General features: G+C 64.1%; 17 protein-coding genes. 16 read left to right on the top strand and 1 reads right to left on the bottom strand.

Annotated elements, in window-relative coordinates; genetic code table 11:
• The first annotated feature begins 216 nt into the window (after positions 1-216).
• From AC0L30_RS37590 to AC0L30_RS37570, 5 genes are all read left to right on the top strand, one after another.
• Entirely contained in the window at positions 217-489 is a 273-nt protein-coding gene (locus AC0L30_RS37590) for a helix-turn-helix domain-containing protein (protein ID WP_007596742.1), read from the top strand.
• Between the two features lie 109 nt (positions 490-598).
• Entirely contained in the window at positions 599-2,353 is a 1,755-nt protein-coding gene (locus AC0L30_RS37585) for a SulP family inorganic anion transporter (protein ID WP_473406391.1), read from the top strand.
• Positions 2,354-2,445: 92 nt separating this feature from the next.
• Complete coding sequence (locus AC0L30_RS37580) at positions 2,446-3,279, top strand: shikimate dehydrogenase (protein WP_473406390.1); 834 nt, start codon at positions 2,446-2,448, stop codon at positions 3,277-3,279.
• Between the two features lie 67 nt (positions 3,280-3,346).
• Positions 3,347-3,973 carry a hypothetical protein gene (locus AC0L30_RS37575; protein ID WP_007596731.1) on the top strand — a complete coding sequence of 209 codons (627 nt, stop codon included), beginning with the start codon at positions 3,347-3,349 and terminating at the stop codon, positions 3,971-3,973.
• A gap of 15 nt (positions 3,974-3,988) precedes the next feature.
• Complete coding sequence (locus AC0L30_RS37570) at positions 3,989-4,612, top strand: single stranded DNA-binding domain-containing protein (RefSeq protein WP_354202444.1); 624 nt, start codon at positions 3,989-3,991, stop codon at positions 4,610-4,612.
• Positions 4,613-4,766: 154 nt separating this feature from the next.
• Here the strand turns inward: AC0L30_RS37570 and AC0L30_RS37565 are convergent, their stop codons facing one another.
• A complete protein-coding gene (locus tag AC0L30_RS37565; RefSeq protein WP_473406389.1) occupies positions 4,767-5,903 on the bottom strand; it encodes an alpha-hydroxy acid oxidase in 1,137 nt (378 codons plus the stop codon).
• 131 nt (positions 5,904-6,034) lie between these two features.
• Here AC0L30_RS37565 and AC0L30_RS37560 point away from each other — a divergent pair, with 131 nt between their 5' ends.
• The 11 genes from AC0L30_RS37560 (at position 6,035) to AC0L30_RS37510 (ending at position 17,105) form a co-directional block, all read left to right on the top strand.
• Entirely contained in the window at positions 6,035-6,202 is a 168-nt protein-coding gene (locus AC0L30_RS37560) for a hypothetical protein (protein ID WP_007596725.1), read from the top strand.
• 217 nt (positions 6,203-6,419) lie between these two features.
• On the top strand, positions 6,420-7,763 hold the full coding sequence (gene glmM, locus AC0L30_RS37555; protein ID WP_007596723.1) for a phosphoglucosamine mutase: 1,344 nt from the start codon (positions 6,420-6,422) through the stop codon (positions 7,761-7,763).
• A gap of 228 nt (positions 7,764-7,991) precedes the next feature.
• Positions 7,992-9,239: an MFS transporter gene (locus AC0L30_RS37550; protein ID WP_007596721.1), complete on the top strand. Its 1,248-nt coding sequence runs from the start codon at positions 7,992-7,994 to the stop codon at positions 9,237-9,239.
• Between the two features lie 235 nt (positions 9,240-9,474).
• On the top strand, positions 9,475-10,320 hold the full coding sequence (locus AC0L30_RS37545) for an outer membrane protein (protein ID WP_007596720.1): 846 nt from the start codon (positions 9,475-9,477) through the stop codon (positions 10,318-10,320).
• A gap of 167 nt (positions 10,321-10,487) precedes the next feature.
• A complete protein-coding gene (locus AC0L30_RS37540) occupies positions 10,488-11,309 on the top strand; it encodes an outer membrane protein (RefSeq protein ID WP_007596719.1) in 822 nt (273 codons plus the stop codon).
• Positions 11,310-11,379: 70 nt separating this feature from the next.
• Positions 11,380-11,970 carry a glutathione S-transferase family protein gene (locus tag AC0L30_RS37535; protein WP_007596718.1) on the top strand — a complete coding sequence of 197 codons (591 nt, stop codon included), beginning with the start codon at positions 11,380-11,382 and terminating at the stop codon, positions 11,968-11,970.
• Positions 11,971-11,994: 24 nt separating this feature from the next.
• Positions 11,995-12,459: a GNAT family N-acetyltransferase gene (locus tag AC0L30_RS37530; RefSeq protein WP_473406388.1), complete on the top strand. Its 465-nt coding sequence runs from the start codon at positions 11,995-11,997 to the stop codon at positions 12,457-12,459.
• A gap of 174 nt (positions 12,460-12,633) precedes the next feature.
• On the top strand, positions 12,634-12,825 hold the full coding sequence (locus AC0L30_RS37525) for a hypothetical protein (RefSeq protein ID WP_246649176.1): 192 nt from the start codon (positions 12,634-12,636) through the stop codon (positions 12,823-12,825).
• A 79-nt stretch (positions 12,826-12,904) separates the two neighbouring features.
• On the top strand, positions 12,905-14,077 hold the full coding sequence (locus AC0L30_RS37520) for a phosphoserine transaminase (protein WP_473406387.1): 1,173 nt from the start codon (positions 12,905-12,907) through the stop codon (positions 14,075-14,077).
• 112 nt (positions 14,078-14,189) lie between these two features.
• Positions 14,190-15,779 carry a phosphoglycerate dehydrogenase gene (gene serA / locus AC0L30_RS37515; RefSeq protein WP_204512347.1) on the top strand — a complete coding sequence of 530 codons (1,590 nt, stop codon included), beginning with the start codon at positions 14,190-14,192 and terminating at the stop codon, positions 15,777-15,779.
• Between the two features lie 153 nt (positions 15,780-15,932).
• Positions 15,933-17,105, top strand: a complete 1,173-nt coding sequence (locus tag AC0L30_RS37510) for a thiolase family protein (protein ID WP_275172497.1) — start codon at positions 15,933-15,935, stop codon at positions 17,103-17,105.
• The last annotated feature ends 212 nt before the right edge of the window (positions 17,106-17,317 follow it).

Here is a 17,317-nt window from a genome sequence, read left to right as displayed (position 1 = left end):
GGGGGGGGGGGCGCCCCCCCCCCCCTTACTTCCGCCCCCCCCAAAAAAAACACACACCCCCCCGGGGGGCACCCCCTCTTTCGCGGGGCGCCCCCCCAAATGACGGTGGAGACAGACGGGAGCGATAAAGTGCTTGCGCACGGCCTTGAATGATGTATTTTACATCATTGTACATGCTTCAGATATTACTTATAAAGGCTGAAACGTGAGGCCAAGGTGATCACGTCGTTCCAGATGCGGGCAGCGCGCGCGCTGCTCGGCATTGACCAGAGGGCCTTGGCGGAGCTCGCAGGCGTTTCGCTGCCGACCATTCAGCGGATGGAGGCGAGCACCGGCAACGTCCGCGGCGTGGTCGAGACCTTGATGAAGGTGGTCGAAGCCTTCGATCGGGCCGGCGTCGAGCTGATCGGCGAACAGGTGCGCAGCGAAGGCGGCGGACGCGGCGTTCGGCTCAAGGAGCCGGGGCCGCCGCGTCGGGTGGGAGCATGATCCCGCAATGATCATGCTCGGAAGCAGTCTTGACTAACGCACCGTCGCGCCCCGATACGCGGCCGCACGATGCATCGGAGCGTTGTGGGCAGCGGAGCATTTTGCTGAAATGAGCATCACTGGCGAACACGCAGGCAAGCTGCACCAGCTTCGTCGGCCGACCTTTACCGAACTCTATTTGCCAAAGCTCGTCACCGTATGGCGCGAGGGCTACGGCCTAGCGGATTTCCGCGCTGATGTGTTCGCGGGCCTCACGGTCGCGATCGTCGCGCTGCCGCTGTCGATGGCGATCGCGATCGCCTCGGGCGTGACGCCGGACCGCGGACTCTACACCGCCGTCGTCGGCGGCTTCATTGCCTCACTGCTCGGCGGCAGCCGATTCCAGATCGGCGGTCCCGCCGGCGCCTTCATTGTGCTGGTTGCGGCGACCGCCGACCGTCACGGGGTTGATGGCGTGATCCTGGCCACGCTGATGGCGGGCCTGTTCCTGATCGCTGCGGGCTTCCTGCGGGTCGGCACTTATATCAAGTTCATTCCGTATCCTGTGACGGTCGGCTTCACGGCCGGCATCGCCGTCATCATCTTCGCCAGCCAGCTGCGCGATCTCGGCGGGATCACGCTCCTCGCGAAGGAGCCGAGCGAGTTCGTTCCGAAACTGGTCGCGCTCGCCGGGGGCCTGCACACCGTCAATCCGTCGGCCGTCGCGGTCGCGATCGTCAGCATTGCCATCATCGCGGGCCTGCGACGCTGGCTGCCGTCCTGGCCGGGTATCCTGATCGCGGTCGTGCTCGCGGCGGTCGCATGTGCCGTGCTGTCGCTGCCGGTCGAGACCGTCGGCTCGCGCTTCGGCGGCATTCCGCGCGAACTGCCCTCGCCGGCCTTGCCTGCGTTCTCGCTCGCGAAGGCGACCGCCGTGCTGCCGGATGCGATCTCCTTCGCGCTGCTCGCCGCCATCGAATCGCTGCTGTCGGCGGTGGTGGCCGACGGCATGACCGGGCGCCGTCACCGCTCCAATTGCGAGCTGGTGGCGCAAGGCGCCGCCAATGTCGGCGCGGCGCTGTTCGGCGGCATCTGCGTCACCGGGCTGATCGCGCGCACCGCGACCAACATCCGCGCCGGCGCGCGGGGGCCGCTCGCGGGCATGCTGCATTCGGTCTTCCTGCTGCTGTTCATGCTGATCGCAGCGCCGCTCGCGAGCTACATCCCGCTGGCCGCGCTCGCCGCTGTGCTCGTCGTGGTGGCCTGGACCATGGCGGAGAAGCACGAATTCGCGACGCTGCTGCGCTCGTCATGGGGCGATGCCGTCGTGCTGCTCGCAACCTTCCTGCTCACCATCTTCCGCGATCTGACCGAAGGCATTTTGGTCGGCTTCGCGCTTGGCGCGGTCCTGTTCATCCATCGCATGGCGGAAATGACCGGCATCGAGGAACGTTCGCCGCTGGTGGCCGCCGATCGTCCCGACGACGATAATGGCGGGCGCGTGCCCTACGACCCCGCCCTCGCGGTCGATCGCGACGTGCTGGTCTATCGCATCACCGGCGCATTCTTTTTCGGTGCAGCCTCGGCGATCGGCGGCGTGCTCGACGGCATCGCCGACAAGCGCAAGGGTTTTGTGGTCGATTTCGCCGACGTGCCGTTCCTGGATTCGACCGCGGCCAACGTGCTCGGCCGCGTCGCCGCCAAGGCCCACCGCCAGGGCATCCGGCTGTTCATCACGGGGGCATCGCCAACGGTTCGCCGCGCGCTGCTCACCCATGGCGTCACGCCGCCACGCGCCCGCTATCGCGAGACCATCGCGCGTGCGGTCGCCGACATCAAGGGCGGCGCGGCGCACCCCGCGGCCGGTGAGGCGGGCACGACCTGACGCCGAGCCTCTCCCGAGACGCCCGCGCGCTTGACAGGGCTTGCGGGACGCGAAATGGATCGCCTCCGAAACGAACCCAGGGGAGGACGACCGTGACCAAGGCTCCCGCAGCCTGTCTGATCGGATGGCCGGCTGCGCATTCGCGCTCGCCGCTGATCCATCGTTACTGGCTGCGCACGCTCGGGATCGAGGGCGGCTATGTCATCGAGGCGGTTCCACCCGATAATTTGCGCGACTTCGTGCTGCGGCTGTCGCTGCGCGGCTTCGTCGGCGCCAACGTCACCATCCCGCACAAGGAGGGCGTGCTTGAGCTCTCGACGCCCGATGCCCGCGCGCGGGCGGTCGGTGCGGCCAACACGCTGTGGTTTGCGGACGGCGAGCTGCGCTCGACCAACACCGACGTCGAGGGCTTTATCGGCAATCTCGATGCCAGCGCGCCCGGCTGGGACGCAGCCGAAGAGGCGCTGGTGCTGGGCGCCGGCGGCTCCTCGCGCGCCATCGTGTTCGGGTTGCTCGAACGCGGCATCAGCCGCGTGCATCTCGCCAATCGCACCATCGCCCGGGCCGAGATGCTTGCACGCGAGTTCGGGCCGAAGGTGCATCCTGTTGCCTGGGACGGGATCGATGACATCCTGTCGCGTGCAAGACTTCTCGTGAACACGACCTCGCTCGGCATGCACGGTCAGCCTTCACTCGACCTTGACGTGGCGCGCCTGCCGGATGGCGCCGTGATCGCCGATCTCGTCTATGTCCCGCTGGCGACGCCGCTGCTCGCGGCCGCAAAGGCGCGCGGGCTGAAGACCGCCGACGGGCTCGGCATGCTGCTGCATCAGGCGGTCCGCGGCTTCGAGCTGTGGTTCGGCCGGCGGCCGCAGGTCACGGCCGAGCTGCGTGCGCTGGTCGAGGCCGATCTCACAAAGACTTGAGAGAATAGCGCGTAACCTCCGGAGTTCTATGTCCGTAAGGGGACAATAGGGACAATCGGAGACCGTCATGTCTGTTCAACGTGCAACTTTCACACGTCCGCTCATTGCCGTCGCGATGGTGGCCGTCTCGACCCTCTCGGCACTTGCGCAAAGGGCGCCGGTGCCGACGCGCGTCCGCGGCACGATCGAAAGCGTCAATGGCGACACGATGCAGGTCAAGGCGCGCAGCGGCGAGGACGTCAAGCTGCACATCGCCTCCGACGTGAACGTGTCGGGCATTACCAGGATTTCACTTGCCGACATCAAGCCCGGCTCCTTCGTCGGCGCCACCACCGTGCCGGGACCGGACGGCGGCGCGAACGCGGTCGAGGTCCACGTGTTTCCTGAGAGCATGCGCGGCACCGGCGAGGGCTCGCGACCTTATGACCTCAAGCCCAACTCCAGCATGACCAATGCGACCGTGTCGGAGAGCGTGGTCGGCAACGACGGCCATACGCTGCTGGTCAAGTACAAGGACGGCGAGAAGAAGGTGTTCGTCGCCGACAATACGCCGGTGGTGACCTTCGTGCCCGGCGACAAATCCGATCTGAAGGCCGGCGCCAAGGTGATCGCCTTCATGAAGCAGCTGCCGGACGGCTCGTTCGAAACCAACCGCGTCAGCGTCGGCCGCGACGGCCTGACGCCGCCGATGTAAATGGAGACTAACAACATGTCGAAGAGAAGCTGGATATCACGCGTCGGCGCGGCCGCATTCGCCGCCTGCATCGTCACGTCATCCGCCCTGGCGCAGCAGACGCCGACGGTCCGGATCCGCGGCACCATCGAGAGCGTCGACGGCAACACGCTCGGCATCAAGACCCGCGAAGGCAGCGACGTGAAGGTGCGCATGACCGACAACGTCGCCGTCTTCGCGGTGGTGAAGACGTCGTTGTCGGAGATCAAGGACGGCTCCTATATCGGCGTCACCGGCCTGCCCGAGCCCGACGGCACCCAGAAGGCGATCGCGGTGCACATCTTCCCCGAAAACCAGCGCGGCGCGGCCGAAGGTTTTCGTCCCTGGGACGCGCGCGCCAACTCGACCATGACCAACGCCACCGTGGCGCAGACGGTGAAGGGCACCGACGGCCAGAACATCACGGTCAAGTACAAGGACGGCGAGAAGAAAGTCGTGGTGCCTCCGGACACGCCGATCGTCACCTTCGTCGCCAGCGACAAATCCGAGCTCAAGCCCGGCGCCAAGCTGATCATTTTCGGCGCGGTGAAGAAGGACGATGGTTCGCTGGAAGCCAACCGGGTGAACGTCGGTCGCGATGGGGTGACGCCGCCGATGTGAGGAGCGCGCCAAGCGGAGATTTGTAGGGTGGGTTAGGCGAAGCCGTAACCCACCATGCTTCCGCAAATGCGGACCGAAGTTGGTGGGTTACGCTCAGCGACCGCGCTTCGCGCAGCCGCAGAGCTAACCCACCCTACAGCACTGCCGCTGCGGTTCACATCGCAATGATATGTTCGTCGATCTCGTCAATCCTGTTGACGCCGCACAGGCCCATGGTGGTGAGCAGCTCCTTCTGGATGATGTCGATCGCCTTGGCGACGCCGGCCTGGCCGCCGGCGCCCAGGCCATAGGCGTAAGCGCGGCCGATCATGCAGGACTTTGCGCCGAGCGCGAGCGCGCGCATCACGTCTTGACCGGAGCGGATGCCGCCGTCGAACATGATCTCCATCCTGTCACCGACCGCCTCGGCGATCTCGGGCAGCACCTCGATCGATGACGGCGCGCCGTCGAGCTGACGGCCGCCGTGGTTCGATACGACGAGAGCCTGCGCGCCGGTCTTGGCGGCTTCCTCCGCGTCCTCGACGTCCAGAATGCCCTTGATGATCAGCTTGCCCGGCCAGATGCTGCGGATCCACTCGACGTCCTTCCAGTTCAACGACGTGTCGAACTGCGACGCCGTCCACTCGGCGAGGCGATTGAGATCCCCGGTGTTCTTCACATGTCCGGCGATGTTACCGAAGGTGCGGCGCTTGCCCCGGAGCACGCCCGACACCCAGGTCGGCTTGGTGGCAAAGTCGATCAGCTTCGAGAGCGACCATTCCGGCGGAACCGTCATGCCGTTCTTGATGTCGGCGTGGCGCTGGCCGATGACCTGGAGATCGACTGTCAGCACCAGCGCGGAGCATTTCGCCGCGATCGCGCGCTGGATCAGTTCCTTGATGAAGCCGCGGTCCTTCATCACGTAGAGCTGGAACCAGAACGGCTTCTCGACACTGGCCGCGATGTCTTCGATCGAGCAGATCGACATCGTCGACTGCGTGAACGGGATACCGGCGGCTTGCGCGGCGCGGCAGGCATGGATCTCGCCATCGCCATGCTGCATGCCGAGCAGGCCTACCGGCGCCAGTATCAGCGGCATGGTCGAGGGCTCGCCGAGGATCGTGGTCGCGGTGTCGCGTTTGGAGACGTCGACCAGGATGCGCTGGCGGAACTTGATGGCCTGCATGTCATCGCGGTTGGCGCGCAGCGTTTCCTCGGCGTAGGAGCCGCGGTCGCAATAATCGAAAAACGCCTTCGGCACGCGGCGCTGATGCAGTGTGCGAAGATCGTCGATACAGGTGATGTGCTTCATGAACGTTTCCCCGGCCCGTCTTCTATCAAGAGTCTTGTACTGGAAGACTCTTGCATCGGAAGATCGAGGGGTCATCTAGCATGGTTGGATGCACAGCCAAATCGTTTGAAAATCTTTTGGAGGAGGGCGCCATGACCAGGCCGCACACCGGACCGACGCCGGAGGAGATCAAGGAGAAGCATGATCTCGAGGAGGCGCTGGAAGAAGGTCTGGAAGAGACCTTTCCGGGCTCCGATCCCGTCAATGTCACCCAGCCGGCGCCGAGCCGCGGGGACGGCCATGTGAAGCGCTCGGACTAGGCGCGGTTCCGCCCTGTTCCGGCGTCCTCACCGGAAATATAACGTTAACAAGGCGTTATCGGGGCCGGGTACGTCAGGTTCCGTAATGATTCATCATATTTTTTGAAGCCAAGTTAGCCGCGATGGCTTTATAAGACCTCAGCAAATCAGGGATGCGGGTCCCGCCAGGGCACCCGCAGGTTGTCTTGGGATCCCTGGTTGTCGCGTGGGGGACGATATGAGCCGCAAATATTTCGGGACGGACGGGATCCGGGGCCGCGCCAACGGGCTGATCACGCCGGAGCTCGCGCTCAAGGTCGGCCAGGCCGCAGGCCTGGCGTTTCAGCGCGGTGACCACCGCCACAGGGTCGTGATCGGCAAGGACACCCGCCTGTCCGGCTACATGATCGAATACGCGATGGTGGCGGGCTTCACCTCGGTCGGCATGGATGTGCTGCTGGTCGGCCCGATGCCGACACCGGCGGTCGCGATGCTGACCAAGTCGATGCGCGCCGATCTCGGCGTGATGATCTCCGCGTCGCACAACCTGTTCGAGGACAACGGCATCAAGCTGTTCGGCCCGCAGGGCTTCAAGCTCTCCGACGACGTCGAGAAGCAGATCGAGCAGCTGCTCGACGAGCCCATCGACAAGCGTCTTGCCCAGAGCGCCAGCCTCGGCCGCGCCCGCCGCATCGATGGCGTGCATGATCGCTACATCGAATTCGCCAAGCGCACGCTGCCGCGCGATCTGTCGCTCGACGGCCTGCGCGTCGTGGTCGATTGCGCCAACGGCGCCGCCTACAAGGTGGTACCGGAAGCGCTGTGGGAGCTGGGCGCCGACGTGATTGCGATCGGAGTCGAGCCCGACGGCTTCAACATCAACAAGGAATGCGGCTCCACCTCGCCGGAAGCGCTGTCGAAGAAGGTGCGCGAGATGCGCGCCGACATCGGCATCGCGCTCGACGGTGACGCCGATCGCGTCATCCTGGTCGACGAGCGCGGCCACATCGTCGATGGCGACCAGCTGCTCGCGGTGATCGCGCAGAGCTGGAAGGAAGACGGCCGGCTGTCGCGATCGGGCATCGTCGCCACCGTGATGTCGAACCTCGGGCTCGAGCGCTTCCTCAATGCGCAGGGGCTCGATCTCGTGCGCACGCCGGTCGGCGATCGCTACGTGCTCGAGCAGATGCTGAACGGCGGCTACAATCTCGGGGGCGAGCAGTCCGGCCACATCATCCTGTCCGACTACGCCACCACCGGCGACGGCTTCGTGGCCGCATTGCAGGTGCTTGCCGTGGTGCAGAAGCTGCGCCGGCCGGTGTCGGAAGTCTGCCACCGCTTCGATCCGCTGCCGCAGATTCTGAAGAACGTCCGTCACAAGGGCGGCAAGCCGCTCGACAATTCCGACGTCAAATCGGCGATCTCCGACGGCGAGCAGCGGCTCAACGGCCACGGCCGCCTGCTGATCCGCTCCTCCGGCACCGAGCCGGTGATCCGCGTCATGGGCGAGGGCGAGGATCGCATCCTGGTCGAGGACGTCGTCGACACCATCGTTTCCGCACTCGGGCAGGCCGCGGCTTAAGGCGCATCGCGAAGCACGATCGTAGCCCGGATGGAGCGCAGCGAAATCCGGGAATCGTGCAACAGGCGAACGGCCCCGGATTGCGCTGCGCTCCATCCGGGCTACGAACTCCCTCAGGCGGGAAGAGCGAAGCGCATCCCAGCCATCGACGATTGGCGGTGGATCGCTCGCCGCGCGCAGCGTAACTAGCTTGTCGCGGCAATCTGCCGCGCCGGCCGGGATGCTCCATTGAACAAGCCAGTCGTCGTCTCAGAGGAAACGCTGACCGAGCCCGTCATCGTCAGCGACGTGGCATCCGCCGCCAAGGCCGCAGGGCCGGCCTATGTCGTGCTTGCCGGCATCAGCTTCTCGCACTTTCTCAACGACACCATGCAGTCGCTGATCGCTTCCGTGTATCCGATCCTGAAGGACACCTACGCACTCGACTTCGCGCAGATCGGCATGATCACGCTGGCCTTCCAGTTCACGGCCTCGCTGCTCCAGCCGGTGGTCGGCCACTACACCGACAAGAAGGCGCAGCCCTATTCGCTGTCGATCGGCATGGCCTCGACCTTCTTCGGTCTGCTGCTGCTCAGTGCCGCCCACCAATATCTGGTCATCCTCGTCGCCGCCGCGCTGGTCGGCCTCGGCTCGGCGGTGTTTCACCCGGAATCGGCGCGCATCGCGCGGCTCGCCTCCGGCGGCCGCTACGGTTTTGCGCAATCGGTATTCCAGCTCGGCGGCAGTTTTGGCACCTCGATGGGACCGGTGCTCGCCGCGCTCATCGTCGTGCCGTTCGGGCAGGGCAGCATCGCCTGGTTCTCCTCGATCGCCTTCCTCGCGATCCTTATCCTCTGGCGCATCGGCCGCTGGTACGAACCGCAGATCAAGGCGAAGAAGACCGCGGTCGCTCAAGCCCATCCCGACGCGCCGAGCTCGCGTCGCGTCGTCGTTGCGCTCCTCGTGCTGGTCGCGCTGCTGTTCTCGAAACAGCTCTACGTCTCGAGCCTGTCGAGCTACTACATCTTTTATCTGATCGACCGCTTCGGCGTGTCGACGCAAGCCGCGCAGATGTATCTCTTCATTTTCCTCGCCGCGAACGCGGTCGGCGCTTTTCTCGGTGGTCCCCTGGGCGATCGCTTCGGCCGCAAGATCGTGATCTGGATCTCGATCCTGGGGGCGCTGCCGTTCACGCTGGCGCTGCCCTATGCCGGGCTCTATGCGAGCGCGGTGCTATCAGTGATCATCGGCCTGATCATCTCCTCGACGACGTCATCGATCATCGTGTTCGCGCAGGAGCTGGTCCCGCATCGCTTCGGCATGATCTCCGGCGTGTTCTTCGGTGTCGCCTTCGGCATCGGCGGCTTGGGCGCCGCCGTGCTCGGCAAGCTCGCCGACCACACCTCGATCGCGTTCGTCTACCAGGTCTGCGCTTACCTCCCGGCGATCGGCCTGCTTGCGGTGTTCCTGCCCAAGCTGCCGCGGCACGCGCGTTAACACATCCTGTCTTGCTGCAACGCGGCTTCATACATCGTTAGGAAATGCGGCGACGGCGTCGTATTTGCGCTGCATTTTTGCAACGCTCGCGCCGCACGCGCGTGTGCAGTTAGAAAAAATCAACCTTAAAAATTAGGGTTAAGTGGCGCTTAAACATTTGCTGGCATCGTCCGGGCCGTGAGTTTCCAGAACGTGAGGCGCCGTATTTGCCTCACCGGCCAAAAGGACGAAGCCAATGCGTAGCGTTAAGTCTCTCCTTGCCGCGGGTGCGGCAACCCTGATCTCATCGATGGCGTTCGCCGCCGACATGCCGATCGCGGCGCCCCCTCCGATGTACGCGCCCCCGGCTCCGCCCGCCGATTTCGGTGGCTGGTATCTGCGCGGCGACGTCGGCTTCAGCAATCAGAAGACAAGCGATCTCCACTACGGTCGCGAGTCCGCCTATTCGCAGCTCACCTCGTTCAATCAGCAGGCGTCGTTCGACACGGCCGGCATCTTTGGGCTCGGCGCGGGTTACCGGTTCAACAATTGGTTCCGCGCGGACGTGACCGGGCAGTATCGCGGCAATTCGAATTTCAAGGGAACGGATCGTTTCACCGGAACCGCGGGCGGCGTGCCCTACAGCGGGATCGACAATTACAGTGCATCCAAGTCCGAATGGCTGGTGTTGGCGAACGCGTATGTCGACCTGGGCACCTGGTGGTGCATCACGCCGTTCATCGGCGCGGGCGTTGGCGGCGCACGCGTCTCCATCTCGAACTTCACCGACACCGGCATCAACGATCTTGCGTTCTCGACCGCGAGCTTCTCGAGCGCACCGACCGGTTCGAAGTGGAACTTGGCGTGGGCTGCCCACGCGGGTCTCGCATACAAGGTCAATCCCAACCTCGTCCTCGAACTTGCCTATAGCTATGTCGATATGGGTGAGGGGCAAACCGGTGTTTTGTCGACCTACACCGGGGGAACCACGGGCAACGTCTTCAAGTTCAAGGACATCACCTCGCACGACCTGAAGCTCGGCGTGCGCTGGAATCTCGACAGCCCGCCGGCCTACATGCCGCCGCTCGTCACCAAGGGCTGATCGTCAGCCTGATCGGTTAGGACTTCTTAACGGCGCGGGATCATCCCGCGCCGTTTTGCTTTGCGTATTTTTCATGGCGGGCGGCGACGAAAGGCTCCGACGCAACCATTGGTTAAGGTTAACGAGCCATGATCACGAGCGAAAGTTCGAGTTCGATGGAGCGTTCGATGCGTAGGCTTTTGTTGGCGGCGGCGATGTTGGGGACGATCTCTGCGGCGCACGCGGCTGATCTCTCTGACCTGCCGATCCTGCGCGGCGGCTTCACAGACGGCTTGAGCAACTCCAACGTCAACTGGCAAGGAAGCTATATCGGCGCCCAGGGAAGCTACGGGACATCCGATATGAATTTCACCGGTTCTACTAGAACTGTTGCGGCTGCCTTGCTTGCCAATACTTCGATTGAAGCCGGCGGACAGGTATCGAGCTGGCCAGTGGGCGGCGGCAAGGTGTCATCACATGGTCATGGCTATGGCGCCTTCGCCGGTTACAACGGGCAATGGGACGATGTCGTGCTCGGCGTCGAGGTCAATTACATACATGGCAAGTTCGGCGGCTCGGCGACCGGCACCATGGGGCGCTCCTTTGTCGATCCTCTGAGTTTTCTGGACGACATCACGTACAAAAGCACGAGCTCGATAGCGATCTCCGATATGGGAACGCTCCGCATTCGCGGCGGCTACGCCGTCGGCTCTTTCTTGCCTTATCTGTTCGGAGGCATTGCACTTGGGCAAGCCAACATCACCAAGACTGCCGAGATCACCGGGACTCAGTTCAACCAGTCGGCGCCCTTTCAAACAATCAATGTCAATCTGTCCGCCACAGATGGTCTCTATAGTCACCTGATCTATGGCTACTCCACCGGTATTGGTGTCGATGCGATGCTGTGTGCAGGCCTGTTTCTGCGGGCGGAGTGGGAATACGTTCGCTTCACGTCATCGGTCGACACCAGCATCAATACCGTCCGCGCCGGTCTCGGCTACAAGTTCTGACGCGCGTGCGCGCCGCCGATTGACAGGCCGCCTCCGTCCTGATGCTCTGTCGCCGAACGCGGGGGCAGCGATGCGGATCTACGGCGATACCAATTCCGGCAATTGTCTGAAGGTGAAGTGGGTCTGCGATAAGCTCGCGCTGCCCTATCAGTGGATCGAGATCGACACTCGCAAGGGCGAAAGCCGCACGCCGCAATTCCTGAGGATGAACGGCGCCGGCCAGGTGCCGACGGTGGCCTTCGACGAAGGTCGCACGCTGGCGCAATCCAATGCCATCATCCGCTATCTCGCGCGCGACAGTGCGCTCATTCCGCGCGATGCCTTCACTGCCGCGAAGATGGACGAATGGCTGTTCTGGGAACAATACAGCCACGAGCCCTATATCGCGGTGTGCCGCTTCCAGCTCGTCTATCTCGGCAGGGACGCCTCCGAGCTCGACCCTGAAAAGGTCAAGCGCGGCTATGCGGCGCTCGATCGCATGGAGCAGCATCTGGCGGCAAGCCGCTTCTTCGCCGGCGATGCAGTTTCGCTCGCCGACGTCTCGCTGCTTGCCTATACGCGCGTCGCGCATGAAGGCGGCTTCGATCTCGGTCGTTATGCCGCCATCCGCCGCTGGATCGGCGAAGCCGAGACCTTTCTCGGGCTTCCCAAGGTGCGTTAGGCGCGCTGAGGCAGGAGTAACTCAATGAACACCGAATCCGTTTCCATTCGTCCCGCGCGCCGTGAGGATGTTGCTGCGATCGTGGCGATGCTCGCCGACGATCATCTCGGGAGCGCACGCGAGCGCGTGGAAGACCCGTTGCCTGCGTCCTATTACGAGGCATTCGCGCGGATCGAGCGCGATCAAAATATCCAGCTCGTAGTTGCCGAGAGCGAGGGCAGGGTGGTCGGCTGCCTGCAGCTCGCGATCCTGCCGGGTCTCAGCTCGCAAGGCGGCTTGCGCGGTTTGCTCGAAGACGCCCGCGTTGCTTCCGATTGCCGCAGCCGCGGCATCGGCGAGCAATTGGCGCAATGGGCGATGACGGAAGCGAAAGCGCGCGGCTGCAATCTCGTCGAACTGCTGACGCATCAGACGCGAACAGATGCGCAGCGCTTCTACAAGCGGCTTGGGTTCACGGCGAGTCACGTCGGCATGACTGTCCGCTTTTGACGCAGCACGCCAATGAGCGTTGCGCGATCAGTGAAATCGGATCGCGCATACGTTCATGTTAAGAGCTGATAAACTACCCGTTCGACGTTCACGTGGAACCAGGAACGAACGGTGCTACGCGAGCGTCTGAAACCGGGCTCGGTCGGTTCGGGGATTTCGATGACAAGCTATTCGATGATCAAGGTCGGCAACGACTACGTCGTGCAGGCCAATGACAAATGCATTTTGAAAGTCGGCAGCCGGCGCCGCGCCGCGCAATTGATCAACGATGCCACGGACTTGTTGAACGCGCTGGCCGTGGTCGAATCCCCTAAAATCGCACCGGAGGCGCCATCATTCGCGCGTGAGGTCCCGGAACTTCCTTGACTGGTCTTCCCGATTCCCGTATCAGCCGCGGCGGGACACCTCCCCCCAACGGGAGGCTTACTATCTGGAAGGGTAGACGATGACTGTAGCGAAGCCCGCTTCGCGGCCGAACGTGCCGCATTTTTCCTCCGGCCCCTGCGCCAAGCGCCCCGGATGGAATGCCCAAAACCTCAAGGACGCAGCGCTCGGCCGTTCGCATCGCGCGAAGGTCGGCAAGACCAAGCTCAAGCTCGCGATCGATTTGACGCGCGAGGTGCTCGAAGTGCCCGCCGATTATCGCATCGGCATCGTGCCGGCGTCCGATACCGGCGCGGTCGAGATGGCACTGTGGTCGATGCTGGGTGCGCGGCCCGTCACCACGCTCGCTTGGGAATCCTTCGGCGAGGGCTGGGTCAGCGACATCGTCAAGGAATTGAAGCTCAAGGACGTCACCAAGCTCAACGCGGCTTACGGTGAACTCCCGGATCTCTCCAAGGTCGATCCGAAGTCCGACGTCGTCTTCACCTGGAACGGCACCACCTCGGGCGTGCGCGTGCCGAACGCCGACTGGATCAGCGCGACCCGCGAAGGCCTGACCATTTGCGACGCCACCTCGGCCGCGTTCGCACAACCCCTCGACTGGGCCAAGCTCGACGTCGTCACCTTCTCCTGGCAGAAGGCGCTCGGCGGCGAAGCCGCGCATGGCATGCTGATCCTGTCGCCCCGCGCGGTGGAGCGGCTCGAAACCTACAAGCCGGCCTGGCCGCTTCCGAAGATTTTCCGCATGACCAAGGGCGGCAAGATCAACGAAGGCATTTTCGTCGGCGAGACCATCAACACGCCGTCGATGCTCTGCGTCGAGGATTATCTCGACGCGCTGAACTGGGCCAAGTCGATCGGCGGCCTGAAGGCGCTGATCGCGCGCGCCGACGCCAACACCAAGGTGCTCGCCGACTGGAAGGCGAAGACGCCCTGGATCGACTTCCTCGCCAAGGACGCCGCGATCCGCTCCAACACTTCGGTGTGCCTGAAGTTCACCGATCCCGCGATCACCTCGCTCTCCGAGGACGCGCAGGCCGACTTCTCCAAGAAGCTGGTGGCGCTGGTCGAGAAGGAAGGCGCGGGCTACGACTTCGCCTACTACCGCGATGCGCCCGCCGGCCTGCGGATCTGGTGCGGCGCCACCGTCGAGGCCAGCAATGTCGCGCTGCTGACCCAGTGGATCGACTGGGCTTTTGCCGAGACCAAGGCCGCGCTCGCCAAGGCGGCGTAGGTTTCTTTCTTCGCTTCTCCCCGTAAGAACGGGGGGAGGGAGAAGTGCTCCGAGACATTCATCCAATCCGGTCTAAGGCCCTTCCCTTGAGGAAGGCAGAGGACACATTCCCATGACCAAACCCAAAGTTCTCATTTCCGACGCGCTCTCTCCCGCCGCCGTACAGATCTTCAAAGACCGCGGTGTCGAGGTCGACTTCCAGCCCAACCTCGGCAAGGACAAGGACAAGCTCGCCGAGATCATCGGCAATTACGACGGCCTCGCGATCCGCTCGGCGACCAAGGCGACCGCGAAGATCCTCGAGAAGGCGACCAACCTCAAGGTGATCGGCCGCGCCGGCATCGGCGTCGACAACGTCGAGATTCCCGCCGCCACGGCCAAGGGCATCATCGTGATGAACACGCCGTTCGGCAATTCGATCACGACCGCCGAGCACGCCATCACCCTGATGCTGGCGCTGGCGCGCGAGATTCCGCAGGCGGACGCTTCGACCCAGGCCGGCAAATGGGAAAAGAACCGCTTCATGGGCGTCGAGATCACCGGCAAGGTGCTCGGCGTCGTCGGCTGCGGCAACATCGGCTCGATCGTCGCCGACCGCGCGCTCGGCCTGCGCATGAAGGTGATCGCGTTCGATCCGTTCCTGTCGCCGGAACGCGCCAGGGACATCGGCGTTGAGAAGGTCGAGCTCGACGATCTCTTGAAGCGTGCCGACTTCATCACGCTGCACACCCCGCTGACCGAGAAGACCAAGAACATCATCGACGCATCCGCGATCGCCAAGATGAAGAAGGGCGTGCGCCTGATCAACTGCGCCCGCGGCGGCCTCGTCGACGAGCAGGCCGTGGTCGACGCTTTGAATTCCAAGCACATCGCAGGTGCCGCCTTCGACGTCTTTGTCGAGGAGCCCGCCACAGCGAACGTGCTGTTCGGTCATCCCAACGTGATCTGCACGCCGCATCTCGGCGCGTCCACCACCGAGGCGCAGGAGAACGTCGCACTTCAGGTCGCCGAGCAGATGTCGGATTACCTGCTCACCGGCGCGATCTCGAATGCCGTCAACTTCCCCTCGATCACGGCGGAAGAGGCCCCGAAGCTGAAGCCGTTCATCGCGCTCGCCGAAAAGCTCGGCTCGTTCGCCGGACAGCTGACCGAGAGCGGCATCCTCAAGGTGGAGATCACCTATGAGGGCCACGTCGCCGAGATGAAGATCAAGGCGATCACCTCCGCCGTGCTGTCCGGCCTGCTGCGGCCGATGCTGGGCGAGGTCAACGTCGTCTCCGCGCCCGTCGTCGCCAAGGAGCGCGGCATGGTGGTGGACGAGATCGTCCGCGCCGCCCAGAGCGACTATGAAAGCCTGATCACCGTCACGGTCACCACCGAGCGGCAGGAGCGGTCGGTCTCGGGCACGGTCTATGCCGACGGCAAGCCGCGCCTGGTCGACATCAAGGGCATCCGCGTCGACGCTGAATTTGGCAAGTCGATGATCTACGTGACCAACGAGGACAAGCCGGGCTTCATCGGCAAGTTCGCGAGCCTGCTCGGCGATGCCAAGATCAACATCGCGACCTTCCATCTCGGCCGAGTTGCGCCGGGCTCCGATGCCATCGCACTGATCGAGGTCGACGGTGCCGTGCCGGCGGATCTGCTCGCCAAGGTGCAGGCCCTGCCGCAGGTCAAGCAGGTCAAGGCGCTGACGTTCTGATACGCCGACATATTCCGACCCGCGGAACAACGCCGCCCTCTCGCGAGGGCGGCGTTTTTATTTCTCCCGCGACCGCTGGACATTGTGTACCAATGGCGCCGAGAAGACGTCGACCGACGCTCCGTTCAAAATCGTTCGAAAAGGGAGAAAACAATGCGTGAAGCCGTCATCGTTTCCTATGCACGCACGGGCCTCGCGAAATCCGGCCGCGGCGGGTTCAACATCACCCCGCCGATGTCGCTCGCGGCCCATGCCATCCACCACGCGGTCGATCGCGCCGGCGTCGAGAAGGACTATGTCGAGGATTGCTATCTCGGCAATTGCGCCCATGGCGCGCCGAACATCGGCCGCCAGGCCGCGCTGCTGGCAGGAATGCCGAAATCGACCGGGGGCGTCTCGGTGAACCGGTTCTGCTCGTCCGGTCTCCAGACCATCGCGATGGCCGCCAACTCGATCCGCTCGGACGGTTCCGACTGCATCGTCGCAGGCGGCGTCGAGAGCATCTCGATGCCGGGCGGCGGGACTCCGAAAGAATCGATCGATCCCGAGCTGCTCAAGACGGCGCCGGCGATCTTCATGGCGATGATCGACACCGCCGACATCGTCGCCGAGCGCTACAATCTCAGCCGTGAATATCAGGACGAGTATTCGCTGGAATCGCAGCGCCGCATGGCCGCCGCGCAGCAGGCGGGCAAGTTCAAGGACGAGATCGTTCCGATGAAGACCAAGATGAAAGTGGTCGACAAGGCGACCAAAGCGGAGTCGATCGTCGATTACGTCGTCGACCGCGACGAGTGCAACCGGCCCGAGACCACGCTGGAAGGTCTCGCCAAGCTCGAGCCCGTCAGGGGTCCCGGCAAGTTCGTCACGGCGGGCAACGCCAGCCAGCTGTCGGACGGCGCCGCGGCCGTGGTGCTGATGGAAGCCAAGGACGCGGAGAAGCGCGGCCTCAATCCCATGGGCCGCTTCGTCGCCTGGGCGGCGGCGGGTTGCGAGCCGGACGAGATGGGCATCGGCCCGATCTTTGCCGTGCCGAAGCTGTTGAAGCGTCATGGCCTGAAGATCGACGACATCGATCTGTGGGAGCTCAACGAAGCCTTCGCCAGCCAGTGTCTCTATTCGCGCGACAAGCTCGGCATCGATCCCGACAAGTACAACGTCAACGGCGGCTCGATCGCGATCGGCCACCCGTTCGGCATGACCGGTGCACGTCTCACCGGCCACATCCTCCAGGAAGGCAAGCGCCGCAAGGCCAAATGGGGCGTCGTGACGATGTGCATCGGCGGCGGCCAGGGCGGCGCGGGACTGTTCGAGATTTATAGCTGAGACAGACGACAGGACTGCGAAGGGCACGGCGCCGCAAACGCCGTGCCCTTTTTGTTTGGGCGATTTGTGCTTGCGAGCTCTCTCAACGCGGGTCGGGGGGGGGGGGGGGGGGGGGGGGCGGGGGGGGGGGGGGGGGGGGGGGGGGGGGGCCGCGGGCGGGCCCCCCCCCCCCCCCCCCCCCCGCCGGCCGCGGGGCGGGAAGAGAGAAGAAC

The sequence above is a fragment of the Bradyrhizobium sp. MI1.11 genome (assembly GCF_055811255.1).
This window is presented reverse-complemented; position numbering and strand designations above follow the sequence as displayed.